Origin of the sequence: Cohnella suwonensis, assembly GCF_042655365.1 — a bacterium.
In the GTDB taxonomy this organism is placed as follows: domain Bacteria; phylum Bacillota; class Bacilli; order Paenibacillales; family Paenibacillaceae; genus Cohnella; species Cohnella suwonensis.
Genome location: NZ_JBHSMH010000101.1, coordinates 142,995 through 169,385 on the forward strand (window position 1 = coordinate 142,995; position 26,391 = coordinate 169,385).

Annotated in this window: 18 protein-coding genes; 14 read left to right on the plus strand and 4 right to left on the minus strand. The window is 52.6% G+C overall.

The genetic code is table 11. From position 1 onward, the window contains the following. Positions 1-47: 47 nt before the first annotated feature. Together ACFPPD_RS22980 and ACFPPD_RS22985 are read right to left on the minus strand one after the other, a co-directional pair. A complete protein-coding gene (locus tag ACFPPD_RS22980) occupies positions 48-2,729 on the minus strand; it encodes a family 78 glycoside hydrolase catalytic domain (protein ID WP_209745865.1) in 2,682 nt (893 codons plus the stop codon). A gap of 23 nt (positions 2,730-2,752) precedes the next feature. Continuing rightward, a complete protein-coding gene (locus ACFPPD_RS22985; RefSeq protein ID WP_209745867.1) occupies positions 2,753-3,637 on the minus strand; it encodes an AraC family transcriptional regulator in 885 nt (294 codons plus the stop codon). Positions 3,638-3,804: 167 nt separating this feature from the next. Here ACFPPD_RS22985 and ACFPPD_RS22990 point away from each other — a divergent pair, with 167 nt between their 5' ends. The 9 genes from ACFPPD_RS22990 to ACFPPD_RS23030 all read left to right on the plus strand — a co-directional run bounded on the left by ACFPPD_RS22990 (position 3,805) and on the right by ACFPPD_RS23030 (position 14,086). Continuing rightward, positions 3,805-5,655, plus strand: a complete 1,851-nt coding sequence (locus tag ACFPPD_RS22990) for a sensor histidine kinase (RefSeq protein ID WP_209745869.1) — start codon at positions 3,805-3,807, stop codon at positions 5,653-5,655. Next, positions 5,633-7,159, plus strand: a complete 1,527-nt coding sequence (locus ACFPPD_RS22995; protein WP_209745871.1) for a helix-turn-helix domain-containing protein — start codon at positions 5,633-5,635, stop codon at positions 7,157-7,159. The genes ACFPPD_RS22990 and ACFPPD_RS22995 overlap by 23 nt, the downstream gene beginning before the upstream one ends. 115 nt (positions 7,160-7,274) lie before the next feature. Continuing rightward, positions 7,275-8,645, plus strand: a complete 1,371-nt coding sequence (locus ACFPPD_RS23000) for an ABC transporter substrate-binding protein (RefSeq protein WP_209745873.1) — start codon at positions 7,275-7,277, stop codon at positions 8,643-8,645. A gap of 88 nt (positions 8,646-8,733) precedes the next feature. After that, positions 8,734-9,612, plus strand: a complete 879-nt coding sequence (locus tag ACFPPD_RS23005) for a carbohydrate ABC transporter permease (protein WP_209745875.1) — start codon at positions 8,734-8,736, stop codon at positions 9,610-9,612. Further along, positions 9,609-10,433 carry a carbohydrate ABC transporter permease gene (locus ACFPPD_RS23010; RefSeq protein WP_209745877.1) on the plus strand — a complete coding sequence of 275 codons (825 nt, stop codon included), beginning with the start codon at positions 9,609-9,611 and terminating at the stop codon, positions 10,431-10,433. Before ACFPPD_RS23005 ends, ACFPPD_RS23010 begins: the two co-directional genes overlap by 4 nt. Positions 10,434-10,472: 39 nt before the next feature. Continuing rightward, on the plus strand, positions 10,473-11,783 hold the full coding sequence (locus tag ACFPPD_RS23015) for an MGH1-like glycoside hydrolase domain-containing protein (RefSeq protein WP_378083537.1): 1,311 nt from the start codon (positions 10,473-10,475) through the stop codon (positions 11,781-11,783). 154 nt (positions 11,784-11,937) lie between these two features. Then, positions 11,938-13,056 carry an acyltransferase family protein gene (locus tag ACFPPD_RS23020; protein ID WP_209745881.1) on the plus strand — a complete coding sequence of 373 codons (1,119 nt, stop codon included), beginning with the start codon at positions 11,938-11,940 and terminating at the stop codon, positions 13,054-13,056. Positions 13,057-13,219: 163 nt separating this feature from the next. Next, positions 13,220-13,654: an NUDIX hydrolase gene (locus ACFPPD_RS23025; protein WP_378083499.1), complete on the plus strand. Its 435-nt coding sequence runs from the start codon at positions 13,220-13,222 to the stop codon at positions 13,652-13,654. Between the two features lie 3 nt (positions 13,655-13,657). Beyond that, the gene (locus ACFPPD_RS23030) at positions 13,658-14,086 is read left to right on the plus strand and encodes a hypothetical protein (RefSeq protein ID WP_209745883.1); all 429 of its coding nucleotides are present in this window, start codon (positions 13,658-13,660) and stop codon (positions 14,084-14,086) included. Between the two features lie 59 nt (positions 14,087-14,145). Here ACFPPD_RS23030 and ACFPPD_RS23035 read toward each other — a convergent pair whose 3' ends face one another. After that, positions 14,146-14,391: a hypothetical protein gene (locus tag ACFPPD_RS23035; protein ID WP_209745885.1), complete on the minus strand. Its 246-nt coding sequence runs from the start codon at positions 14,389-14,391 to the stop codon at positions 14,146-14,148. A gap of 246 nt (positions 14,392-14,637) precedes the next feature. Here ACFPPD_RS23035 and fxsT point away from each other — a divergent pair, with 246 nt between their 5' ends. Both fxsT and ACFPPD_RS23045 read left to right on the plus strand, forming a co-directional pair. Beyond that, positions 14,638-18,129 (plus strand): FxSxx-COOH system tetratricopeptide repeat protein, encoded by a 3,492-nt coding sequence (fxsT, locus tag ACFPPD_RS23040; RefSeq protein ID WP_209745887.1) that lies wholly within the window; start codon positions 14,638-14,640, stop codon positions 18,127-18,129. Positions 18,130-18,411: 282 nt separating this feature from the next. Continuing rightward, positions 18,412-18,921 (plus strand): DUF402 domain-containing protein, encoded by a 510-nt coding sequence (locus ACFPPD_RS23045; RefSeq protein ID WP_209745889.1) that lies wholly within the window; start codon positions 18,412-18,414, stop codon positions 18,919-18,921. A 105-nt stretch (positions 18,922-19,026) separates the two neighbouring features. Here the strand turns inward: ACFPPD_RS23045 and ACFPPD_RS23050 are convergent, their stop codons facing one another. Further along, on the minus strand, positions 19,027-19,809 hold the full coding sequence (locus tag ACFPPD_RS23050) for an AraC family transcriptional regulator (RefSeq protein ID WP_378083504.1): 783 nt from the start codon (positions 19,807-19,809) through the stop codon (positions 19,027-19,029). Positions 19,810-20,038: 229 nt separating this feature from the next. Here ACFPPD_RS23050 and ACFPPD_RS23055 point away from each other — a divergent pair, with 229 nt between their 5' ends. From ACFPPD_RS23055 to ACFPPD_RS23065, 3 genes are all read left to right on the plus strand, one after another. After that, the gene (locus ACFPPD_RS23055) at positions 20,039-22,150 is read left to right on the plus strand and encodes an alpha-glucuronidase family glycosyl hydrolase (protein WP_209745891.1); all 2,112 of its coding nucleotides are present in this window, start codon (positions 20,039-20,041) and stop codon (positions 22,148-22,150) included. 84 nt (positions 22,151-22,234) lie between these two features. Then, on the plus strand, positions 22,235-25,687 hold the full coding sequence (locus ACFPPD_RS23060; RefSeq protein ID WP_209745893.1) for a glycoside hydrolase family 2 TIM barrel-domain containing protein: 3,453 nt from the start codon (positions 22,235-22,237) through the stop codon (positions 25,685-25,687). 413 nt (positions 25,688-26,100) lie between these two features. Beyond that, entirely contained in the window at positions 26,101-26,301 is a 201-nt protein-coding gene (locus tag ACFPPD_RS23065; protein ID WP_209745895.1) for a hypothetical protein, read from the plus strand. Positions 26,302-26,391: the final 90 nt, after the last annotated feature.

Consider the following 26,391-nt stretch of genomic DNA (forward strand, 5'->3'; position numbering starts at 1 on the left):
TCCGGTTTGGGGCTTGCTTTTCGCGGTTTAAAGCCTTTTATTTGGCGTTATGCGGAACCCGCACCGTAGTCTCCGCCGTCTACTGCGGACTCGAAGACATAGTCTCCGGAGCCGATGAGGAACCGCGCGGCGCCGGCTTCAACGCCGAACGCCTCGACGCCGTCGGCGGCGCCGGACAGGCGCGGGTTCGCTCCGGGCACATGCACGACCGCGGAGGCGTTCGCGGGCACGGATACTTGCAGCCGGAACGAGCCGTCCGCGCCGACGGACCACGCGGACGCGACGGTGCCGTACGGCGTCTCGTATTCCGCGGCGACGCGCTTAAGATCTCCTCCCGGACGGGGCCGGATGACGGCGCGCTCGAATCCGGGCGCCGACGGGTCGGCCTCGATGCCGGCCATGTACCGGTACATCCACTCCCCGACCGAACCGAGGGAGTAGTGGTTGAACGAGTTCATCGACGGCGTCTGGAAGCCGCCGTTCTCCGTCCATCCGTCCCAGCGCTCCCAGATCGTCGTTGCCCCGTGCTTGATCGAGTACATCCAGGACGGAAATTCCTCCTGGAGCAGCAGCCGGTAAGCGACGTCAAGCCGGCCGTTGTCCGTCAGGGAGGGCAGCAGGTAGCCGACGCCGAGGAAACCGGTCGACAGCCGGTTGCCCCGGCTTTCGATGTCGGCGACGAGACGGCCGACGGCCGCGGCCCGTTGCTCTTCCGTCAGCAGCCCGAACTGCAGCGCCAGCACGTACACCGTCTGCGTGTCGCCGAAGATGCGCCCGTCTTCGCCGACGAACGCGGAGCGGAAAGCTTCGGCGATCCGACCGAACAGCTCGCCGTAAACGGCCTCGTCCTCCCGCTTGCCGAGCACGCCGGCGATGCTTGCCAGCAGCTTCGTGCCGTAAGCGAAATAAGCGGTCGCCAGCACTTCGTTCGGGGTGTCCGCTCCGATCGACAGCCAGTCGGCGTAGTTCGCGTAACCGGGCCGGACGAGGCCGTCCGTCGTGGAACGCAAATACTCGACCCAGCGGACCATGGCGCCGTAGTTCGACTCCAGCACGCGGACGTCCCCGTACATCAGGTACAACGTCCACGGGATGATGACGCCCGCGTCTCCCCAGCCCGAGTTGTCCGGGGCGTACCAGTTCAGCCGCGTATTCCAGTTTTTGTGCCGGATCCAGCCCGCGTCGGGCGCGACGTCCGTGAACGCCCCGGAAGGCTGCTGGCAGTCGATCATATCGATGACGTATTTGTTGAAAAACCGGGACGCGTCCATGTTGTACGAAGCCGTCCGCGCGAAAATTTGCGCGTCGCCGGTCCAGCCGAGCCGTTCGTCGCGCTGCGGGCAATCGGTCGGCACGGACAGGAAGTTGCCTCGCTGCCCCCAAGTAATGTTCGCGTACAGCTTGTCGATCATCGGATTCGACGTCTCCAATTTGCCGGAAACGGGCATGTCCGAATGAACGACCTGCCCGGCAATGTCGTCCGGTCCCGGCTCTCCGGGGTATCCGATGACTTCGACGTAGCGGAAGCCGTGGAACGTGAAGCTGGGCTCGTACGTCTCTTCTCCTTCGCCCCGCAGCGTGTAATGCTCCTGCTGCACGGCTTCCCGCAAATTGTCCAGGTACAGGGAACCGTCGGGACGGAGCATCTCCGCGTGGCTGACCGTCACCTTCGCCCCGCGCGGTCCTCTCGCGCGAAGTCTCGTCCAGCCGACCATATTTTGACCCATGTCGAATATGTAGGTGCCGGAATCGGTCCGGCGCACGGACACCGGACGAAGCGTCTCGGTCACCCGAATCGGCGGTTCCGGCGTCCCCGTCAACAATCCGTTGTAGCCCGGGCGGACGTCCGGCGTCTCCCAAGCCAAGTCGTCGAAGCCGGGCAGCGCCCAATCCTCCCATTCCAGTCGGGCGTCGTAGGCTTCTCCCTTGATCATGTCGGAGTAGACGATCGGTCCTTTGGCCGTACGCCAGCTTTCGTCGGTGCAGACCCGTTCGAAGGAGCCGTCCTCGTACTCCAGATGAAGCTGCAGCAGAAAAAAAGGCCGTTCTCCATACACGTGCCTGCCGAGAAAACCGACCGTTCCCGCGTACCAGCCGTCGCCGACGACCGCGCCGAGCGCGTTGCCGCCTTCTTGCAGCAGGCCGGTCAGGTCATAGGCCTGCGTCTGGACCCGAACGTTGTAATCCGTCCAGCCCGGAGCGAACGGCGGGCTGACCCGTTCCCCGTTAACGCGCAGGTCGTACAGGCCAAGCGCCGTCGCATAGGCGGTCGCCCGGCGCAAGCCCGAACGGACCTTGAAGGCCTTGCGAACATAGGGGCATGGTTGGAACTCCAGGCCCGCTTCTTTCTTGCGGCCGATCCACTTCGCTTTCCAATCTCCCCGCTCGAGCAGCCCCATCGTCCACAGCGCCGGTTCGCTCCAGTCGGATGCGCGCCCCTTGCCGTCCCGGACGCAGACTTTCCAATGGCACTCCTGACCGGACGCGAGCGCGATTCCCTCGTAGACCACGTTGACGGACTGGCGGGACGCGACGATGCCGCTGTCCCACAAATCTCCCTCGTCGCGGTCGAGCGCTTCGCGGGACGAGGCGACAACGACCCGGTAGGCGCTCTGAACGGCGCCCCTTTCTCCGGATACGAGCTTCCAGCCGAGCCGCGGCTTCCGGACGTCAAGGCCGAGCGGCCGGTCTGCATATTCGGTCGTGCAAGACGCAATGGACAGCGTCATGGATGTATTCCTCCTCTATTGGATCACACGCGGGCGAGACGAAACGCTCGCGGCGAATGGCCGGTCATCTTGCGGAACAGCGAGTGGAAATGTTTCATATCCGAATAGCCGACTTCTTGCGCCGTCTGAATGACCGACTTGTCCGTCGTTCTCAGCAATTGGCAGCAATTGCGGATCCGAACGTCCTGCACGTACCGGTTGAACGTCTGTCCCGTCCGTCTCTTGAAATGGTGCTGGAAATGGTTCACGCTCATGTAAGCGCGATCGGCAAGCTCCTTCAACGTCAGCTTGTCGGAATAGTTCCGGTCGATAAAGCGGAGCGCCTCGTCGATGGCGTCCCGCATTTGCGACGGAGCGGGCGATTCGAAGCCGACCGGGACTGCGGATCGCTTCTCCCGCGTCGTCCGGTCGATCCATTGCAAGACCTGCAGCAGCAGCGCGGCGATCATCGGCCGATATCCGGTACGACGCTCCGTATATTCCAGGTACGCCTGCATGAAGATGTTCTCGAACAGCCGATCTTCGTCTTTCAAGGCAAGCCAACGCTCCGGTGCTTCCGCTCGGGACTTCAGCAATTTCGCGATTCCGGCATCCTCCGGCAGCCACCGCAACAGCTCCGGGAGTCCGGCGGCGTCGAACACGAGGTTGTGCACGACCAGCCGGTCCGCGTCGCTAGCCGAATCGGGCCGGAAGACGTGCCGGGTGCCTATGGGGATGACGAACAAGTCTCCCTTGGTCGTCTCCAATTGGGTATCGCCGATATAGTGACGTCCGCGTCCTTCCGCAACCAAACTCAGCTCGAAGAAATCGTGCCGGTGCATCGCGGTACGGAATCCTTCCGTCTCCCGGTTCAGGAAGATCGGAAATCCGTCCTCGAAAAAAATTTCCCCTCTCAGCCTCACGGTCATCGGAATCCCTCCTTGTAACCGTAATGTAAAAGTTTCGGCTGCCGATGTACATGGAAGATCTCTACATCGACTCTTGTAAAATGTCTACTTTTAACTGAAATTCCCTGCCTATGCTATGCTTAGAGCAAAGCCATCGTTTGAAATTCAGCGGCGGGGGAGCGGGCTCTATGCGCGGATTCGGAATACGCAACAGATTGTTCGTGTCGTTCACCTTCATCATTTCTTTCATCATCGCATCGCTCAGTATTTTCTTCTATACGCGCATCGCCGACATTCTGATGGAGCGCTCTTTGGAATCTTCCAACCAGACATTGCGGCGCGTGGATGCCTCCCTCGTCCAGGTGTTCCGCGATTTGGATCGGATTTCCGCGCAAGTGCTGTACAGCCCCGTCTTTCAAAACCGCTTCGAGGAAGCGTTTGCCGCCTCTTCGGACAGCTACGAAGGGCTGGATTTGAAGAAGTCGCTCGAAATGACGCTGTCCACGCTGAACGGCCCTTCGTTTATCGCCCAGCAAATCAATGTCTTTAATCTGAACGGGGATCTGATCACGTACGGCTTGAAGATCGACCCTTACGACGATCTGAAGGAGCGGATGTTGCGGACGGAATGGCTGGATGCGGTCATGAAGAGGGACGGGGATAAATATCTCGTTCCTCCTCGCAAGGACACCTGGTTTCAGTCCGACGGGCTCGTCTTTTCCCTGGTCCGGTTTTTCCCCAACAACGCGGCGTTTTCGCCCAAATTCGTCGAAGTGCAGCAATCGTACGACAAACTCGTCGACATCATCGGCGATGCGGCGGAGCGGTCGGACCTCCGTCTATTCGTCTTCGACGGGGAAGGGCGTTCGTTCTATCCGGCGGATGCAAGCGCAAAGTCCAAGCCTCCTTTCGCCTGGTCGGACATTCCGGCCGGACCGTCCGGGGAGAAGGGCCATTTCATCCGGACGGCGGACGGAACCCGATATTTGCTCGACTGGGTGCATTCGCCGTCCTACGGGCTGTCGATCGTCGCCGCGCTGCCGGAGTCGGAGCTGCTCGCGCCGGTGAACGCGCTCCGCGACGTGGTCATTACCGTGACGATCGCGGCGGAGCTGATCGCGCTTCTGCTCGCTTACGTGATCGCTTCTTCGATTACCAAGCCGATCCGGCTCATCTTAAGGGATATCAAGCGGTGGGATCTCGAGCGCCTGCACATTCGCAAAGCCGGCAACGGCGACCGGACTTACGCTCAGGCCTCGCACGAAATACAGGAGCTGTTCGACGGTTTTTTCTCGCTCAAAGCGAGGCTGAACCAGTCCGTCGAACTGGCGCTCGAGGCGCAGCGCAGAGAAAGCCAGGCGCAGCTTCATGCTCTTCAGGCGCAGATGCAGCCGCATTTCGTGTTTAACACGCTGAGCTCCATCGGCGTTCTGGCCGAGCAGGAAGGGGCGGAACAGGCGGCGGCCATGTGCCACAGCATGATGCAGATGATGGCCTACATCAGCCGACGGGACGCCGACCAGACGGAGCTTGGCGAAGAGCTGCGCTTTACGCGCAACTATTTGGAACTGATGAAGCTCCGCTATCAGGAACACTTCGAATTCGACATCGAAGCGGAGGAGGCGCTTTACGGGCTTGCCTTTCCGAAGCTGGTGCTGCAGCCGATCGTCGAGAATTCCTTCGCGCACGGCTTTCGCAGCGTTCATCCGCCTTGGTGGGTTCGCGTCGTCGTCCGGCCGGGAGAGCAGGGCGGCTTCTCGATCCGGATTTCCGACAACGGCGTGGGCTTCGGGAAGGATGCGCTGGGCAGAATCGAACGGTTCGCGGAGGATCTGGAGATCGGCCGATACGTGTCGCCGGACAATGTCGGCAAGCAGGGAATCGGCGGAATGGGACTGGAAAACGCCCTTATGCGCCTTTATTTATTTTACGGAGGAGCCATGTCGTTCCGGGTAAGCAACCTGGAAGAAGGGATGGAGCTGGAGATCGCATTCGGAGCCAAGAGGGAGGATACGCATGTTCAGAATCGTCGTGGTTGAAGACGAGCCGCTTCTTCTGCAAAGCATCGCGGACAAAATCCGCTCGATCGATCCGGATTTCAAAATCGTGGGCGAATACGAGAATGGAGAATATGCCTGGATGGAATGGGATCTGGTGAAGCCGCATGTTCTTCTGACGGACATCTATATGCCGGTCATGGACGGGCTGTCGCTGATCGAGCTTGCCAGACGGAAATACCCGGACACGCAGTTCGCGATTTTAACGGGCTACAGGGACTTCGAATACGCGAGAAAGGCGATCGATCTCGGGGTGAGCGACTTTTTGCTGAAACCGCCGAGCGTGGAACAGCTCGCGCGATTTCTGGCCGCGGTCAAAGCCAGGCTGATGAAAAACCAGGCGTTGGTGGAGACGGAGTGGCTGACGCAATGGGCCTATCAACGTCATGTTGACGCCTCGGAGCCTCTGCGGATGCGCGCGGAGGAATATTTCTACCACGCGCATTATGCGGTGTTCTGCGCATGGACGCCTCCGGAACAGGAGTTTTACCGCGCGCAGGAGGAATGGGGGCTGGATTTGAAGCCCTGTCTGAATGCGGGGGAGAACATATACGTCATTCCCGGAACGGCGGTCAATCAACGGATCGCGGTGATCGGGGTTCATCGGCTGACGGATGAGCGGATCGGCCGTCTGCTGGACTGCGCGGCCTCCGGATTGGGAATCGGTTGCGCCTGCATTGCCGCCGGAACGCTGCGCAAATTGCCTTCCGAGCTTCAGCCGCTGCTGGCCAAGCTGTCTCAGGCCGCCATCGACGGATTCCCGCTGGAAGGGGTTCGTACGCTTTTTCCCGAACGGGGGAAACCCGCCTTTTCCCTTCCTTTGCTGCCGATTCCGGAAGGGCTCGGCCGGGAGCTGGACGAGCGGCTGGCGAAGATGAGGAAGAGCGAGTTTCTCCATAAGTTGGATATCGTCTTTCATACGGAGGCTTGGAGCGCCGCGACGAGGGTTCAGTGGATCGCAACGCTGCGTTTCCGGCTTCAGGACTGGATGCGGAAAATGCCCGATCTGTCTCCGAAAGCGGCCGACCTGGTGCGCAATCGCGAGCTGGAGGAAGCGGTCTGGCAAGCGGGAGACGCGGCCGAGATGTCCCGGAACGTGAAGGAGTTGTTCGGCGCCTTCTTCGATTCTCTCGACCGGGAGGGAGAGTCCGATTCGTCGCGAACGGAGGAAATCAAGCGGTATCTGGAAAGCCATTACATGAGGAATATCGGCCTGACGGAGCTGGCAGATCGGTTCGGCATGAATCCTTCCTATCTTGGGCGGGTGTTCAAGCGCCGGTACGGGCATAGCCCGATCGACTGTTTGACCGAGATCCGGCTGGCCGAGGCGAAGCGGCTCATCCGCGAGAAGCCGCGCCTGCTGTTCAAGGACATCGCGGAGATGGTCGGATACTCCGATCCCTTCTATTTCAGCAAGCTGTTCAAGCATTGGACCGGGCAAACGCCGAGAGAATACAAGAAGCAGCCTAATGAACCGAGGCCGTGAACACGGATATCGTGAGATTCCCCTATGAAACGAGTGAACGATCCCCATTTCAAATACGGAAGCGTTTTCTATACTGGTTATGAAAAGCCAATCTAAACGATTTGGGGGAAACGGAATGAAACGATGGAAGAAAGGCTCGGCCATGGCGTCGGCGCTGCTGCTGGCGTTTGCCGTTACCGCTTGCGGAAGCGGGAACGACAATAACCAAGCATCGCAACCGTCATCGCCGGCCGCAACGGAATCGCCGGCCGCAAAGGTAGCCCAGGAAACGCAGGAAACGCCGAAGGAGTCCGTCAAGCTGACGTTCGCCACGATGGCGAATGGGGACGCAGAAGCGCAGGCGTTCAAGGAAATATTCGCCGGATTCGAGCAGGAGACGGGGAATAAGGTCGACTTTCAAATTTTGCCCGACGTGAACCAGTACGAGAACATCATCAAGACGCGTTTTGCCACGCAGGACGCCCCGGATATCTTTTATTTCTTCGCTGGGCCGAACGCGTACGTGACGATGCAGGCGGACAAAAATCTCGCCGAATTAACCTCGGAAGGCTTCGTCGGCAATCTGACGACCGCCGTCAAGGACTTCTACACGGCGGACGGGAAAATTTACGGCATGCCTTGGGGAACGTACAACGCGATGGGCGTTCTCTACAACAAGAAGGTGTACGAGAAGCTCGGCCTTTCGGTACCGAAGACGTACGCCGAGCTGCTGGCCAATGCGGAGGCGATCAAATCCGCCGGAATCGTTCCGTTCTATGAAGCGGGCAAAACCGGCTGGCCGACCCAAATCTTCCCGCTGTCGGCTTTCCAGTCGTACGTCATGCCGACGATCGGCGGCGAGGAAGGCGTGCGGAAGCTGATCTCGAACACGCTCGGCTTTGCCGACATTCCGGAAATGAAGCACGTCTTCGAGCTCCAATACGAGCTCGGCGCGAAAGGGTACTATAACAAGAACTTGCTGGCGGGCACTTACGAGGATCAGCAGCAGGCGCTGGCCGAAGGAACGGCCGCGATGGTTTTCCAGGCCGATTGGATGCTTCCGGAAGTGTCGAAGCGTTTCGGAGACAAGGTGAACGATATCGGTTATTTCCCGCTTCCTACGGACAAGGACGAAGGGGTCGTGGCCCTGTATCCTCCGAAACAGATTTTCGTCACGAAGACGTCGCCGAGGGCCGAAGCGGCCGCGGAGCTCGCCCGCTATATGACGAAGCCTGAATCGCTCGCGATCTGGTATAAGTACAATCCGGGCATTCCGGTCTACAAAGGCGTCGAGACGGCGCTGTTCCCGGGCCAGCAAGACATCTACGACTACATCGAGGCAGGCAACGGCATTATCCAGATTCAGCTGCGGCTGCCGGCCGGCATCATCGACTTCGACAAGATTACGCAGGAGCTCGTGGCCAAGGGCGACGCGCAAAAAGCCGTAGAGCAAATGGACCGCAACTACAAGCTGGACGGCAAAAACAAAAAAATACCCGGATTTTGATCGTATGCAAGTCCCGGGGGGAACGGCCGCGCGGCCGCTCCCTCCGGCAGTTTTCGCCGGAAATCCGCCATGCGGAGGATGATGCATAATGAAGGCTTGGAACCGGACGCGCTATCCGTTTTATTTTATCGTTCCGGCATTGTTGGTTTACGGATTGTTTTTCGTCTATCCGACGCTGACCGGATTCGCTTACAGCTTCACGGACTGGAGCGCCTACAGCGACGAGGTCCATTACATCGGCCTGGACAATTTCCGGGACCTGTTCTCCGAAGGCGTTCTCGGGCTGGCCGTCCGGAATACGCTCCTATACGCGGTCGTCGTCACCGTTCTCGTCAACGCGATCGGACTGCTCCTGGCCATGATGCTTAATCGGAGCACGCGCGTAACCGCGTTCTACCGGACAGCCTTTTATACGCCGGTCGTCATCGCGCCGCTGATCATCGGCTACGTGTTTACGGCCATCTACAGCCCTGAAGACGGCCCGCTCAATCAAGCGCTGCGCTGGATCGGGCTCGATGTACTCGCGGTCGATTGGCTCAACGATTCCCGGTATGCGCTTTTCTCCATCATGATGACCGAGGTGTGGAGGAGCGCCGGATTCGCGATGGTCGTATATTTGGCCGGACTCAAGACGATTCCTAGAGATTTGCTGGAGGCGGCGGACGTCGACGGCGCCGGCGCGCTGCGCAGATTCAAGAACGTCGTGTTTCCGCTGCTCGCTCCGTCGTTCACGATCAATATCCTGCTTACGGTCATCAACTCGATGAAGGTGTTCGAGACGGTGCTCGTTCTGACGAACGGCGGCCCCGGCTACGACACGGAAGTGTTCAATACGCTGATCTTCCGCAATTTCTCGCGGGGCAACTGGGGCTACGCAACCGCTTCCGGCCTCGTGCTCACCTTGATCATATCCATTGTCGCAATCGTGTTCCTGCGCATGCTGCGCAAGAGGGAGGTGGACCTATGATGCCGGCCCGCCGCGCGAAGCTACTTATTGTAGAAATATTACTCTTGCTGATGGCCGCCGTCGTCATCGTGCCTTTCGCGATGATTGCGCTTAATGCGCTTAAGGACGCGGGAGATGCGGGCAAATTCCATATCACGCTGCCCAGAACATGGGAGTGGGGCAATTTCGCGACCGTCTTCGAAAATGCGAAAATCGCATCCGGGTACGCGAACAGCGCGATCATCTCCGTCGGAGCTCTGCTGCTGACGAACCTGTTCGCTTCGTTGGCGGCGTTCAGCATTCAACGCAACGACACGCGGATGAATCGATTGCTGTACTACTTGTTTATCGTCGGACTGGTCATGCCCGTGTCGATCGTTCCGACGATCCGTCTGCTGATGAATTTGTCCGTGCATAACACGTATCAAGGCATGATTTTTTATTACGCGGCGGTGCTGCTGCCGTTCACGCTGTTTTTGATGACGGGTTACTTGAAATCGGTGCCGCGCGAGCTCGACGAGTCGGGCGTCATCGACGGCTGCGGTCCGATCCGTCTGTTCGTCTCCATCATCTTTCCTTTGATGCAGCCGGTGCTCGTTACCGCTTCGCTGCTGACGGTCGTCTCCGTATGGAACGACTTCATGGGACCGTTCTATCTGCTGACGGACGGCGGTAAATGGACGGTTACCGTGTCGGTGTACCACTACGTAGGCAAGTATAGCTCGGACTGGAATTTGATTTTCGCGGACATCATCGTGGTCATCATGCCGATTCTCCTTCTTTATTTCCTGCTTCAGGAATTTATCGTCGAGGGAATGACCGCGGGCGCGATGAAAGGCTGATTCCGGGCATTTCGGAAAGAGGGGGAATCTAAGTTGCGCATGACGATTGAAATTTACGAAAAGAAGCTAAGGACGTTTATCGTGTCGCAGGTAGACACGATCTTGAAGGAGCCCGTCCATGATTTGAAGCACCCCTTCGTCGATCCGGGATCGATCTATGACGGGAATTTATGGGACTGGGATTCGTTCTGGGCCGTGTACGCCCTGTTCCATCTGGCCGAGACGGAGCCGGATCGGGCGCGCAGGGACAAGTACGTTCGCCATGCCATCGGCAACGTCCGCAACTTCCTCGATCATCAGATGGAGGACGGCTACATTCCGATGATGATCGCGAAGCTCGACTTTATGCCCGACCTGTCTGAACCCTATCTGATCGCCAAGCGCAAGGAAGGCTTCGTCACGAACATGCATAAGCCGTTCCTGTGCCAGCAAATCGCGCTTATCGGCGGTTATACGGGCGATTACGGCTGGATCGAGGACGACTACGACAAATTGGAACTCTATTTCGACTGTTACGATACCAACTACAAGAATGAAAATTGCGGGCTGTACGTATGGGCGGACGACATCATGATCGGGATGGACAACGATCCCGCCACATTCGGACGCCCGCGGTTCTCGACCGCGAACGTCTATTTGAACGCCTTCATGGTGTCGGAGCTGAAGGCGATGGCGGTCATCGCGGAGGCGCTTGGCCGGGCGGACCGGGCCGCCGTATACCGGGCCAAGGCGATCGAGCTGACGAAGGCTTTGGACGCGGAATGCTGGGACCCTCGGGACAAGTTTTTTTATTCGGCGGACGTCGACGTCCGCACCCGGCATTACGACTGGTTCCATCAGGGGCTCGGCGTCTTCTGGAAGACGCTGCCCATCAAGATTCGCGCCTGGACCGGATTTATCCCGCTTTGGTCCGGCGTCGCGCAACGTTGGCAAGCTGCTTACCTTGCCGGCGATCATGCCGCGGACGCCAACACGTTCAACAGTCCGAGCGGAATCGCCACGCTGGCGCAGGACGAGAAAATGTTCGACTGCCGGGCGACGAACAATCCGTCGAACTGGCTGGGACCGGTGTGGATCGTCAGCAACTACGTCGTTTTCCGGGGCCTGATGCGTTACGGGTTTGCCGATCAGGCGAGAGAATTGTGCGAGAAGACGGTGCTGCTGCTCGGCAGGGATCTGGAGCGCACGAGCACGCTGCACGAATACTATGTGCCGCAGACCGGCGAGCCCGTCATGAACGGAGGGTTCCTTAACTGGAATCTGCTCGTGTTGAACATGATCGACGAGCTGAGAGGGACGCCGCCGATGTGCCGTTTCTGGCTGCCGGCTTCGGATCTTCCGTTTGTGTGAGGGAAAAGACGGGTTGCCCCAACTGAAATTATTCTTGAATAATCCCCGCTTCGCCGATATGGCTAGGCGGGGATTATTTTTAATTTCACGAATTTCGACGGGCTTGATAATGATCTCGTAGTATAATATGAAATTATTAAGGGGGTTAATTAGAATGAATCAGCGGCTCGCATACTTAGACAGCCTACGAGTGTTCTTAACCATACTGCTTGTTTTTGTTCATACATCCATTGCTTATGGAGCGGCTGGATCTTGGATTCTAGAAGACGTGGATAAAAGTCAGGTTAATGTAACCATGGTTCTTCTAACGATCTTCACGGCCGTGTGCCAATCTTTTTTTATGGGATTTTTCTTCTTTATATCTGCGTATTTCATTCCGATATCGTATGAGAGAAAAGGAGCAATCCGGTTTCTTAGGGACAGACTTATACGCTTAGGTATTCCTCTTCTCGTTTATTACTTTGTGATTAGCCCGATGACGGTATGGTTTGCCAAATTTCGAGATCAGCAAACCATGGCTCAGTTTTACAATGATAATGTTTGGAGTTTTCGTTGGACATTTTTTGGCCCTACTTGGTTTTTGGAAGCCTCCATTTACTTCGCATTGCTATATATGCTTTTTCGATTCGTTGTAAAAGGTAGACCTGAACAAAAGAAATCCATATTATTTCCTAGCGTTAAGACATTGTTCGTAGTGGCGATCGTTGTTGGATTCACCGCTTTTTTAGTACGTTTGGTTTATCCTACTGGCGAGGGGCCTTTGGAATTGCAATTGGGTTACTTTCCTTCCTACATTCTGTTGTTCATTGCGGGCATCATCGCGCAAAGACAAGGATGGTTGGCATACATACCCGAGAAATTGACACGAATGTGGAAATGGATCGCCATTTGTATGATTCCTATGCTGCCTGTTGGACTCATACTAACCGGGGCTTTAGATGGAGAAGTCCATTTTGCCGGCGGTGTAAACATTCAGGCATTCCTCTACGCAATGTGGGAGCCATTCGTCTGTATAGGAATTATTTTATCCCTGCTTTCTTGGTTCCAAAAACGATTCAATACCCTAAGCGTTTTTTCTAAATGGTTATCGGAAAATGCCTATACGGTCTATTTGATACACCCTCCGATTATCGTCGGTTGGACATTGGCTTTTCACGGGATAGATTTGCCGGCAATCTTGAAATGGATTCTTGTCTCGGCTCTATCCGTTGTCATTTGTTTTGTTGTCGCAAGTATGATCCGAATGATTCCATACGCCAAACGGGTGCTTTGAATCGTAGCCTCTAGCATTCAGGAGGAACAACATTGAATACGATCCAACATAGAAGATGGTGAAAGGCTTGCGACTGATTAAGAGTATAACAGACAGTGATTTTTTTGGCGGAGAACCTTTACTCATGAATAGGGTATCTCGGTTTGCTTCCAGAGGGGTCCTGATGAATGACGAATTACAAGTTGCCATGATGGAGATGTCAAACCTCAATCTTTATAAGCTGCCTGGTGGCGGAGTGGAAGAGGGAGAGGACAAAAAAGCGGCATTTTTACGCGAGGTCAGGGAAGAAACGGGATTCGGCGCCGCAATCCTCCATGAATTAGGATATATCGATGAACATAAATTTAGAAATCAGTTTATGCAACGATCCTATTGCTATATCGCAAAGGTAATAAGCAGCCAAGGAGCTGTAGCGTTAACCGAAAAAGAAATTCAACTTGGCATGCAGATGAAATGGATGAACCTCGATGATGCCATTTTTCAAATGAAGGATTCGGTTGGCCGTTGTAAGGATTTCTCTGCGAAATTTATGCTTTTAAGAGATCTTACCATTCTTGAATTCGCAGTGAGATGGCTGACTCGGTCTGATAGGAGATGAAGTATGCATATACGTGTACTTATCGTTTTTATTGTATTCATTTGTTGCTGCACATCTTGCGCTGAAAAAAACCAAATAACCGTAGATCAACAAAGTGTCGTAAGATGGAACCAAAAAGAGAGTGAACTAGAAGTATATGCGGTGGTATCAAACTCCACAAAGCATGATGTTTCATTTCGGGCATCGTTTATTTTCCTTAATGAAAAAATAAAAGAAGCTGTAGGCATAGAATCCGACGAGTTGAACACAGATGATAGAAATAATAACTCGCCATTTCACTTGATCTCTTTCAACGAAACGGTTTTTCAACGTAAATACAAAACACATCGTAAACTGACACGCGAAATGTTGACTAAAGGTGTAGGGATAAAAATTACAGATCAACAAACAACTTATACAATTGCTATAAAGTACGGAGAAATACAGCAATAAAATAAAAGCGAAATCGCGACACATCCGACTCTTAATGCCGGGTGTATCGCGATTTCTTTTCAAAAAGTAATCGTAGCTTGCCAAGACCCGCCGCCTCGCGTACACGTATAAGTGCCCGTAACCGTTCTGCCGTCTGCGGCGATGGTGCCGGTGTAGTTGCAGTCATTGCCGTCGCTGCTGTTTCTGCGCTGAACCTGGACGTTGTTGCCGAAGACGTTGATCGTCAACACGGCCGTAATCGCCTGCGCCCCGGGCATCGTCCATCTCGTATCGAAAATATTGCTGTTGCTCCGCCTTCGCCACACCCCGCTCCACGGACCTTCTTGTTCGCGCCATTCAACGCCAATGCTTGCTGGCCAAACGGGAATCCGCATGTTCCGGAAGGACTCACGACGGGAATCGCCTGCACTACGAATGTGACACTATTTTGCTGAGTCGAACGATATTCGTCATTGCAGGAAAAAATGTAAAGCTTGTTGAATATTGTTGAATGCAAGTGGGTGAAGTGCTTTTTCATTTTAATTATGTCAGTATCTCCAGGGAGAAGAGCTATGGAATTTGTCAACGTATTACATCTATCTGACCTTCATTTTGATATGGAATCCCCTAAAGAACCAACTTTCTTGGCGAAACGTTATAATGCTCTATCTGGCATTAGTCGTTTGCTACAGGAATTACCAGTGCGTGAACGCCCGAATCTGGTTGTTGTATCAGGAGATATTACTTGGCAAGGTAAACCATCTGGGTTCGAAAAGGCTGCCAAGTGGCTTAAAAGTATACTTGCATTACTCGGTCTGGATGACTCCCGACTTGTCGTGTGTGCGGGCAATCATGATCTTGAACGAGGAAAAACGCTCGGAATGAATCCCCCCCAGTCCTCCGAAGACGCCGATCTCTGGCTTAGCTATGAAAATCTAACGAATTTCACAAGACCGTTTGACTCGTTCAATACGTTTTGTGCTGACTTTCCCGTCACCCCACTTTCAACCGGTATGGGCCACTCATATTTAACCGGTGTTAGGGAAATATGTGGCTTGCGAATCATTGTCTTAAATTCCGCTTGGTTTTGCCGAGGGAGAGAGGACAGAAGTAAGTTATGGCTAGGTTTACCTCAGATGCAATTTCTGCAGGCACAGGCCCTACTTGCTAATAAAGAGGATTACGACCAATCTCTACTCACTTTGGCCGTCGTGCATCATCCGAAAGAATGGTTTCACGATGCAGATCAACGTACTTATCCGGATCGACCTGGTTCCTATCCTTATCTGGCGGAACGTAGCCATCTAATTCTATCTGGCCATGTTCACGCTTCTCCAGAACGGCCGGATCACATCAACGATAAAGCTTTTGTAATATGTGGAGGAGCTTCTTATGCGGGCAGTGGTTATCGGAATAGCTTTGCTATAGTTCGAATTAACGTACAAGAACGTTCATTTACGCAGATTCCCTATGAATACGACCCACGTGCGGAAGAATGGGAGCGACGGAAGTCGCACAGTTTTTTTTTAACCGAGCCTTCTCCAATTGAAGTTCCCGTTCTGCCTACAAATCCGATTTATTCCAGGTTATTTCACGTACCTTTTCGGCAACACCCCAATTTCACGGGCCGTGATCAGGAGATGGAAGAGCTTCGTGCCAAGCTAACCTCTGGGAAGTTCGTATCTTTGGTGCAGACGATTAGTGGACTTGGAGGCATTGGTAAAACGCAGCTCGCTGTAGAATACGCTTACAAGTATATGGATGAATATCAGCTCGTTTGGTGGATTCGTGCCGAAGACCATTCAACAATATTAAGTGACATGGAGATGATTTGTCGTAAACTCTATTTACCGGTGACTGATACGAAGGATGAGACTAATTCCATAGTGAGGTTACTACACGGTTGGCTTCAAAAGCACTCGAACTGGCTTCTTATTTTCGATAATGCAGACAACGAGGCGGAGCTATATCCTTACATTCCAACACAGCATCAGGGGAATGTACTTATCACCTCCAGAAATCCGAATTGGGAGCAAACAATTACCTTGGATGTATGGAAGCGTCCACATTCAGTTGGTTTTCTCCTGAAAAGGACAGGCTTAGATGATGAAGCAACGGCTGCACGTATCGCCGAAGAACTCGGGAATCTTCCGCTTGCTTTGGAGCAAGCCAGCGCTTATATTCGCCAGACTCGGATTTCCATGAAGGATTACTTAGAACGATTTCAGAGTTACACTAAGGAAATGATTGCGAGGGGGAGACCATTTAATGATCAGTTGACGGTTTCCGCTACGTGGAATATCTCCTTTGAAGCGGTGCAGCAAAAGATTCCAGCAAGTCGGGAATTTATCAGGTTTTGTTCCTTTTTGGCAGGCGATTCTATTCCCAAATCGATGTTCATCTATGATGGAAAAGTCGTTGAAGGCTGGACGGATAAGATACTAACTCTGATGGATTTGGATGATATCGTTGCGGAGTTTCTTCGATTCTCGTTAATTCAAGCTAAGGAAAATCATTTCTCTATCCATCGGTTGGTACAAGCGGTCGTACGCGATGAACTGACTCATGAAGAGCGGGTATATTATGTGAGATTCGCTGTGAGAGAACTGGAAAAACTAACTTATTCCCTCAACGGGATATCATTTGATCCGCAATATGTTCCGCACCTTTCGTCCGTCGTTCAATACGCCGAAAATTTGGAAGTTGATATGGAATCATTTTTACACTTGAAAGAACGGATATTTACATACTACATGGCAACAGACCAGTATAAGTTATGTGAGGATCAGAGTTCAGGTCTACTTGAGTTGGTTTTTCGTTTTTACGGGGATCGAAATCCTAAGACTGCTATTTGGCTACACACAATAGGCATTCTCTACTATCGAATAGGCAATCCGGTTAAAGCTCAAGAACATATTGAACAGGCGCTGGCAAATGATGAAATCCATCCGGCTAACAAAGCTAACTTCTTAAATTCGTTGGCAAGCGTTGAAAGAATGCTCAGCCAATTAGATAAGGCAAAGAGATATATCGACCAAGCCTTGAAAACATATCAGCTATACGTGTCCGAAGCGGATGAACAATACCTCACTCTATTAAATACGTTGGGTTATATAAGCCATGAGATGGGCCTTCATGAAGAGGCCGAAAGTCACTATAAAAAAGTTATTGAAGTGGGTTATAAGAATGGAAATTCCGAAGAGTTGATCGCTACGGCCTTGGGGAATATTGGGCAGCTCTATGTGGACAAAGGTGAATTCGAGAAATCGATCGGTTATTTCCTAAGAGCCATTGAAATCAGTCAATCCTTGCAGGATAAGTCGCTATTGACCAGGCAATATAATAATCTTGGGCTATCATATTACTATTTGACCGAGTATGACAAAGCTTTGAGATATTTCAAAAAAGCTCTACGCTTGCGTAAGGATCTATACAATGAATATAGCTTTTTTACTGCGGTCATATATAACAATATTGCTTTGATCCATAGCAATGAAGGTGATTATGTAGAGGCGGAAAGAAGCTATAAGAAAGTATTGGATATCTACCGCTTCTTAAAGTTGGATCAGAGCCTTGACGCGGCAGCATGTTATCTTAATCTAGGAAGGCTTTATCAGCATTTAAACCAATTCAACCTCGCTCAGGAACATATGGAGATGGCATTGGCATTAGATCGTCAGTTGCTGGTGGAACCTCATATGGAAATTGTCAAGGATCTCACTTGCTTAGCGATGCTGTATGTTGATAAACGCGAGCCTGATCAAGCAATTGAGGTGAGTAATCAATGCAAGTCAATGATTGAGGCGCTGGGACAAACCAATAGATTGGAGTATAGCAGTAACATATGTGCTATCAGCCTAGCGTACTTAATTAAAGGACAAATTGATTTAAGCAAGAAGCTGTTTGAGCAGTCTATGCGATTAATAGTAAGAGATTTTAGTTTACAACATGAAAATAGTTATAGTTATATCTCCAACTATACTGCGTTATTAAAAATAAAGGGTGTTTACAAACGAGAATTACATTGGTTTCGCAAGCTGATAAGGTCACTTGAAGAGTCGTAAAAAAACGATGACTTGGCCGGCGATAGTTGCCCTGAAGCATAATTCTTTTAGAATCGTATCGCGTATCGGCTGCTTTCAGTTGGAGAATAAAAGTTTTTTGGCCTGTTCGAAGTGGTGGGCACGAAGTATGAATGCATTCTTACTACTCATCCTCATCTGGCAAGTGAACCTAGTGGCTTCATCGTACAGTGCTGTATCGATTGTTGGAGTCCGCTGATCCGGTGGAAGTTTATGCAGATGTTAACCAAGGTTAATGGTTAGAAGCCTTAAAGGGATGGTTCGATGAGCACCAACATACACATTCAAGCGCTCAAGTACGGAAATCGCCTGCACTACGAATGGGACACCATTTTGCTGGAACGATCGGCATCGCATATTTTCGTGCTAGGCGAATACGGCAGAAAGCTGCGGCATCATACCAAACAAAAGATTTTTACGATGGATAACTGGACCCTGGAGTTCTTCTCGTTCGATTCCTGGTTTACCGTAAGCGCGGATGTGAGGGACGGGAAAATTCAACAGTACTACTGCAACATCAACGAGCCCGCCACAATCGAGGGGAACACCGTTACATTCGTCGATCTGGACCTTGACCTCATCCAAAGAAACGGAGAATGGATGGTCGTCGATGAAGATGAATTCGAAAGCAATTCTGTTAAGTTCTCTTACCCGGATCCGCTCATCCAGAGGGCTAAGCTTGAATTAGCAAACTTGCAAACTCGCATCCATAACAAGGAGTTCCCTTTCGACGGGGCGCTTGAACGCTTCATTGATCGAATTCCTAAATCATGACGAATGAGAATAGACCTATACCCACATCCATTAGGAGCTCCGAGCGAGTTCCTTTTTCTTATGCGATCTGATGAAGTTCCCTTGGGCGTTTGCCTACATACAATTTTATTTGATCACGGTCGAAGGGGAGTATCCTTTGATCGATTTGAATACGTTGCTGAAATACGAAATATCGCGGAAGCCGCACCGATCGGCGACCTGCGTGACGGAAAATCCGCCGGTAGACAGCAGCATTTCCGCATGATTGATACGAATCAGGTTCAAATATTCCTTGAACGAATAGCCCGTGTTCTTCTTGAACAATTTCCCGAGGTAGACCGGATGAAGGTTAACGATGTCGGCCATCCCGGTTAAATCAAGCTCCTCCGGATAGTGCCGGGTTACGTATTCCAGCACTTTGTTCACCCTTTGATCGGCTTGATGATGGACGCCGTTTCGATAGGAGATCATCAGAAGCCGATGGATGATCAGCATGAACAACGCCCTTGATTGCATGACGTATCCGGGTTCCTTGCCCATCCATACTTGCGTGAACTGATGGATACGTCCGAATATTTCATTCGAGATGACGTTTTTGGTCACGATCCGGAGCGGAAGCGCGTCCGGACCTCCGTGCGGCAGCCAGTCGAAATTGAAAGCATAGGAATGCATCGGACTTTCCTTGAACGTATGCGCTTCGCGGACGTTGCCCTTAGGGATATAGATCACGTCTCCGGCTTCCACCGCGTATTGGACGCCATTGACGTAATAATTCGACTTTCCTTCGACGACGAACGTAAGGTCGTGAAAATCGATCGTTTGCTTAATGATTTCCCAATCGGGAAAACACCGCCTGTCGACGTAGTAATAAATGTCGGGGACAAGGTATTGCATCTGCTCCAAATCCAAGTCGAACACCGCCTTTATTGCTCAGAGATTCAAAATAGGTTTAATTATTACAACTATTCTCTAGTTGGTCTATAGAATATTGTAAACGCTTAATTCTATAATATCCACATACGAATGTAGCTGTATCAACAAGCTTTAATGTTAATTGAAATCATTGCCTAAAGCGACTAGCGGATTATTTCGTCCGTTTATTGCTTAATTGTTGCAAGCTTATATGGAGGATTACGATATGGAAAATGACAACAAGACCAAGAATGAAACGACCTTCCGCAACGGGGAGGTTCCAAGAGACGCTTACAAGGCTTGGCTGCGCTATGCCCCGCTAAATCCGGATCAAGCGGAGGAATACGCGCCTTGGTGCGGCACGGTCGTCGCTGCTTTTTCCGGGCATGCTCCGCTATTGGCAACGGCATGCGAGGAGCTTAGGGACGGAATCGGTTCAATGCTTGGCCGCAGGCCGCAAGAGAGCCGGAGCTCGGATAGCGAGCGCTTTCTCCTCGTCGGCACGCTGGATAGCGCCGAACTTAAAGGGTTGATGGACGAGGCCGACATGGAAGCCGTGGGCGATGAGGGGTATGTGCTGCGAACCGTCGAACAACCGGAGCGCCGTTTCATTGCCATTGCCGGCAAGACGGACAAGGGCGCGCTGTACGGAGCGTTTCATTTTCTCCGTCTGCTTCAAACCGGACAACGCATTCGCGATCTTCGCGTCGTAGAGAATCCGGCGGGCAAGCTGAGAATGATCGACCACTGGGACAACATGGACGGCAGCATCGAACGGGGATACGCGGGCAGATCGGTGTTTTTCCACCATGGAGCTTTCCTTGGGAATTGGAATCGCATTCGGGATTACGCTCGGATGATGGCAGCCGTCGGATTGAACGCGATTTCCATTAACAACGTGAATGTCAACGAGACGGCAACGAGGCTGATTGCTCCCGAGCTACTGCCTTCCGTGGCGAAGGTGGCGGACGTATTCAGGGAATATGGCGTCCGGCTTTTCCTGAGCATCAACTTCGCTAGTCCGATTGAGCTAGGGGGGCTGACGACAGCCGATCCGCTTGACCCTCAGGTTAGAGAATGGTGGGCAGAACGGGCAACCGACGTGTATCGGCATATTCCGGATTTCGGCGGCTTCCTTGTGAAAGCCGACTCGGAATTCCGGCCGGGGCCTTTTACGTACGGGCGCGACCATGCGGACGGAGCGAATATGCTCGCCGAGGCGCTTCAGCCCTACGACGGAGTCGTGATATGGCGCTGCTTCGTATATGACTGCCTGCAGGATTGGCGCGACCGATCGACCGACAGGGCCAGGGCGGCGTACGACCATTTCCGTCCGCTTGACGGGAAGTTCCGCGAGAACGTTATTTTGCAAATCAAGAACGGTCCGGTGGATTTCCAGGTAAGGGAGCCGGTATCCCCGTTATTCGGCGGCATGCCGCTAACCAATCAAGTGCTCGAGCTGCAGATTACCCAGGAGTATACAGGGCAGCAGAGGCATCTGTGTTACCTCGTTCCGCAGTGGAAGGAAGCCATCGACTTCGACACTTATGCATTAGGCGAAGGCTCGACGGTGGCGGGAGTGGCAACCGGAGCGTTGACGGACCGCCCGCTCGGCGGTTTCGCCGGCATAGCCAACATCGGCGACGAACCGAGTTGGACCGGACATATTCTGGCCCAAGCGAATTATTATGGTTTCGGCCGTCTAGCCTGGAGTCCGACACTAACGTCAGAGCAAATTACGGATGAATGGGTGCGGATCACGTTCGGGAACGACCCTGCAGTCGTCGAGACGATCAGCCGCATGCTGCTGGATTCCTGGCACATCTATGAGAACTACACGTCGCCGCTCGGAATCGGCTGGATGGTCAACCCGAGCCATCATTACGGCCCTAATGTCGACGGATATGAATACTCCAAGTGGGGGACTTACCATTTCGCCGATAATCAAGGTATCGGAGTAAACCGCACGGTAAGCACGGGAACCGGCTATGCCGGGCAGTACCACGATGTTCCCGCCGCGCGCTACGAATCGGTCGAGAGCTGTCCGGACGAGCTGTTGCTGTTCTTCCACCATGTCCCTTATACGCACGTGCTGAAGTCCGGCAAGACCGTCATTCAGCACATCTACGACTCGCATTTCGAAGGGTTCGAGCAGGCCGAAGGGCTTGCGGAGGCGTGGCGCGGCTTGGAAGGAAAAGTAGATGGCGACCGCTATGCGAGCGTACTAAGCCGTCTGCAGCAACAATCGAAGCACGCGGCGGAATGGCGGGATGTCATCAATACGTACTTTTATCGCAAGTCCGGTATTTCCGACGCGCATAACCGGACGATCTATTAAAGGGATCTGCGGCACGGTCGATCGCATCGACGAGTTGCCGCGGATCCTGATTCTATTTTACCGAAGAAAGCGAGCGTATCTACCATGAACCAAAAAACGCTATTTAACGATGGATGGGAATTTGCCAAAAGCGGCCTCGAAATGACGGATAGCGCCGGATTGTCCTTTCAACCGGTCGATATCCCCCATGATTGGCTCATCTATCAGACGCTAAATCTGTATGAAGACAGTATCGGCTGGTACCGTAAGCGATTCACCTATACGAAAGAGGCCAAGCAGATTCTCTTGTGCTTCGATGGGGTATATATGGACTCTTCCCTATATGTGAATCGTCAGCTTGCAGGCGAGTGGAAATACGGTTATTCCTCCTTCGAACACGAGATCACGGAGGTCCTCGCGGAAGGGGACAATGAAATCCTCGTGAAGGTCGTCCACCAAAGCCCGAATAGCCGATGGTACTCGGGTGCCGGGATCTATCGCAACGTATGGTTGAAGACTAGGGATCGCAATCATATCGCGACGAACGGCATTTATATAACCGCGAGACAGGAAGACGAGGGATGGCAGGTCGAAGTCGATACGGAGATGAACGTCCATGAAGACGTGCACATCACTCAAACATTGCTGTATAAGGATCACATCGTCGCGGCCGTCTCGGATCGGATTGGGATTGCCGCGGGCGACAATCCCGTGACTCGTCGCAGACAAAGGCTAACGGTCCACAATCCTAAGTTATGGAGCACGGAGGAGCCTCATTTATACCGGTTGACGACTGAGCTGCGACTGGCCGCGGCGGATCGGGAGGTGGACGGAAATCGGGATATCGTTGAAACGATCACCCAGCATACGGGTTTTCGAACGATCCTGCTCGACCCTATGCAAGGCTTTCGGTTAAACGGAGTAGCCATGAAATTAAACGGGGTTTGCGAGCATCATGATTTAGGCGCCTTGGGAGCCGCGTTTAACAAGGAAGCGCTGAAAAGAAGGTTTGTGATCCTCCAAGAGATGGGCGTTAACGCGATTCGGACCGCTCACAATATGCCTGCGGAAGAGCTGATGGACTTGGCCGACGAGATGGGCATGCTGGTCGTCTCGGAAGCTTTCGACATGTGGGAACGATCGAAAACGCCGTACGACTACGCAAGATTCTTTAAGGAATGGGCTTCTGCCGACGTGAGAAGCTGGGTGATGCGCGATCGGAATCATCCGAGTTTGCTGATGTGGAGCATCGGGAACGAGATCTACGATACGCATGCGGACGAGAGAGGGCAAGAAGTAACGAGAATGCTCATGAATGAAGTGCGGAAATACGATCCGAAAGAAAATGCAACGATTACGATCGGATCGAATTATATGCCGTGGGAGAACGCTCAGAAATGCGCGGATATCGTGAAGGTTGCAGGCTATAACTATGCCGAGAAATATTATCGCGACCATCATGAGATGCATCCGGATTGGATCATCTACGGTAGCGAGACGGCCTCGATCGTGCAAAGCAGAGGCGTCTATCATTTTCCGTTCGAGAGATCCATTCTGACCGACGACGACGAGCAATGCTCGGCTCTCGGGAACAGTTCGACTAGCTGGGGGGCCAAGTCGGCGGAAGCCTGCATCATCGCGGAGAGAGATACCCCGTTCTCCCTCGGCCAATTCCTATGGACCGGATTCGACTATATCGGCGAGCCGACGCCTTATCATACGAAGAACTCTTATTTCGGACAGATCGATACGGCTACGTTCAAGAAAGATTCGTATTATATCTATCAAGCGGCATGGACGGATTACAAGACCCACCCGATGGTGCATATTTTCCCTTATTGGGATTTCAACAAGGGCCAGATCATCGATGTGCGGGTGTGCTCGAACGCGCCTACCATCGAATTGCAATTCAATGGCAACACGATCGGAACCTATGAGATTGACCATGAGCGGGGAACGCAGCTCGTCGGCTGGTGGAAGGTCCCTTATGAAGAAGGCGAAATCAAAGCGATCGCCTACGATGAGACGGGAGCCGTTATTGCGACGGATGCCAGAAGGTCGTTCGGAGACGCGAAGAAGATCCGTTTGCACGCGGATAAGGATACACTGTTGGCCAATGGTACGGACTTGATCTTCGTCGAGATCACGATGGAGGATGCCAATGGAAATCCTGTAGATAATGCGAATAATCGCGTACGGGTCGAGGTTACGGGAGCCGGTCGATTGCTGGGTCTGGATAATGGAGACAGCACCGACTTCGATCCGTACAAAGGGTTAAGCAGGAGGTTGTTCAGCGGCAAGCTGATGGCCATCATCGGAGCCACATTGGAACCTGGAAAGATGAAGATCGAAGTATCCTCCGTCGGCATGGAGAGACGAATCGCGGAATTCGAGTCACTCCCGGTACAAGGCGAAGCGGCGGCCTTCGAGGGGATCTCCGCATTCGCGACGAATCAAGATCTGCCATGCGTCATGGGCGGGCAAGAGGAAATCCCCGTTCGGAAGATCGAGATCGTAAGCGATTCCAGACAGGCGTTCGATGAATCGAGACAAGAGATGGTCGTGCGCGCGAGGCTATACCCCGAGAATGCTTCCTACCAAGAAGTCGAGTGGAGCGTCGTCAATGACGCAGGAATCGCATCGAACATCGCCAGCGTGGAAGCGTCCGGTCTTGAAGCGAAGATTACCGCGCTAGGGGATGGGCAATTCCGGCTACGTTGCATGAGCAAGAACGGCAGCGACAAGACGAAGCTCATCTCCCAGCTCGAATATGAGGCGGTCGGTCTCGGCACGGCCTACAAGGATCCGTACGGATTCATATCCGCAGGCCTCTATGATTATTGCAAAGGCGAACTAAGCAATGGCAACGAAAGAGGGGTAGCGACGAGCAGAGACGGAGAAACCCAAGTCGGGTTTCGCGATATCGACTTTGGTTCTTACGGCTCGGACACCCTCACGATTCCTATATTCGCCTTATCCAGCGAAGAGTATGCCCTGCAAATCTGGGAAGGGATGCCGGATGAAGAGGGCAGCGCCCTGCTGGCCGATGTCATCTATCAGAAGCCGTCCAGGTGGAACGTGTATCAGGAAGAAACGTATCGCTTGTCCAAGAGACTCCGCGGCCTTACCTCAATTTGTTTCGTTCTCCGGCAGAAGGTGCACATCAAGGGTTTTTCATTCGAGCAGAAGAATAGAGCCTTCGAGCACAATCACGCGGCGGAATGCGATCGCATCTACGGGGATACGTTCGCCATAACGGAAAATTGCATTGAAGGCATAGGAAATAATGTGTCTCTAGAGTTTGAACGAATGGACTTTACGGGCGATGGAGCGACGAAGCTTGTCGTGTACGGCAGGTCGACGATCGATAACAATACGATTCATGTTCGGTTCGCTAATCCGGATGGCGAAAGCAATCAACTCATCGAATTCGCGAAATCCGATGGATACGAACAGCGCGTATTCGAATTGGCAAAAGTCGCGGGCGAACAAAAAGTGACCTTCATCTTCCTTCCGGGAAGCCGCTTCGATTTCGGTTGGTTTCAATTTCAACGATAAGGGGGGCGCGGGTGAAATGGCATCCGGAAGAATGAAAAAATCGATTTTAAAGGCTGAGTTCCACTCTGTTGTGGCTTAATGACAGACAAATGAACTGTAAAACATGCAGTTATTTCGGCTAAAACTCAGATATCTGGTGAAATAGATGTAATACATACATTAAAATCACCGGATTTATCCTGCATCAGTTGAAATCCGCCAAATGAAGTGCACCTTTTGCATATAATTCATGCAGAGGCCTTACCATGTATCTTTTTTCATGCACATTTTACTGTTAAATATTCCAACTACGTTGTTTCTAAGCAACATTCACACTGAACTCAGCCATTTTAAAAGTAGTTGGCGGTCATTTCGTATTTATGCGTATACTGAATAAAAGGAATTTAAAGCGCGATAGCAGGGGAGTGTTTTTCATGCTCACAAAAGGAGAAGAATTACAAGAGATTCTGGACAAAGCTGCCGAACAAGCGATACGAGAGGCTAAGCAAGCAGGAGCATCCATTTACTATATTAGGAATGAGAAAAGAATTCGGGAGACGGCGGACGGCCGGAAGTATGAAATTCAGTTCGATGAATCGGGATGTCGGATTGAACGGGTATTGAATGAGCAATAAGATGCCAGTACTGATCGGCGATGGATGTACTGAGCAGATATAAGATGTAACAAGTGTTTCATGACAAAAGCCGGCCACATGAGGTCGGCT

Coding starts and splice junctions, on each gene's coding strand:
- ACFPPD_RS22980 (WP_209745865.1), bottom strand. CDS start 2,729: ATGACGCTGTCCATTGCGTCTTGCACGACCGAATATGCAGACCGGCCG.
- ACFPPD_RS22985 (WP_209745867.1), bottom strand. CDS start 3,637: ATGACCGTGAGGCTGAGAGGGGAAATTTTTTTCGAGGACGGATTTCCG.
- ACFPPD_RS22990 (WP_209745869.1), top strand. CDS start 3,805: ATGCGCGGATTCGGAATACGCAACAGATTGTTCGTGTCGTTCACCTTC.
- ACFPPD_RS22995 (WP_209745871.1), top strand. CDS start 5,633: ATGTTCAGAATCGTCGTGGTTGAAGACGAGCCGCTTCTTCTGCAAAGC.
- ACFPPD_RS23000 (WP_209745873.1), top strand. CDS start 7,275: ATGAAACGATGGAAGAAAGGCTCGGCCATGGCGTCGGCGCTGCTGCTG.
- ACFPPD_RS23005 (WP_209745875.1), top strand. CDS start 8,734: ATGAAGGCTTGGAACCGGACGCGCTATCCGTTTTATTTTATCGTTCCG.
- ACFPPD_RS23010 (WP_209745877.1), top strand. CDS start 9,609: ATGATGCCGGCCCGCCGCGCGAAGCTACTTATTGTAGAAATATTACTC.
- ACFPPD_RS23015 (WP_378083537.1), top strand. CDS start 10,473: ATGACGATTGAAATTTACGAAAAGAAGCTAAGGACGTTTATCGTGTCG.
- ACFPPD_RS23020 (WP_209745881.1), top strand. CDS start 11,938: ATGAATCAGCGGCTCGCATACTTAGACAGCCTACGAGTGTTCTTAACC.
- ACFPPD_RS23025 (WP_378083499.1), top strand. CDS start 13,220: ATGAATGACGAATTACAAGTTGCCATGATGGAGATGTCAAACCTCAAT.
- ACFPPD_RS23030 (WP_209745883.1), top strand. CDS start 13,658: ATGCATATACGTGTACTTATCGTTTTTATTGTATTCATTTGTTGCTGC.
- fxsT (WP_209745887.1), top strand. CDS start 14,638: ATGGAATTTGTCAACGTATTACATCTATCTGACCTTCATTTTGATATG.
- ACFPPD_RS23045 (WP_209745889.1), top strand. CDS start 18,412: ATGAGCACCAACATACACATTCAAGCGCTCAAGTACGGAAATCGCCTG.
- ACFPPD_RS23055 (WP_209745891.1), top strand. CDS start 20,039: ATGGAAAATGACAACAAGACCAAGAATGAAACGACCTTCCGCAACGGG.
- ACFPPD_RS23060 (WP_209745893.1), top strand. CDS start 22,235: ATGAACCAAAAAACGCTATTTAACGATGGATGGGAATTTGCCAAAAGC.
- ACFPPD_RS23065 (WP_209745895.1), top strand. CDS start 26,101: ATGCTCACAAAAGGAGAAGAATTACAAGAGATTCTGGACAAAGCTGCC.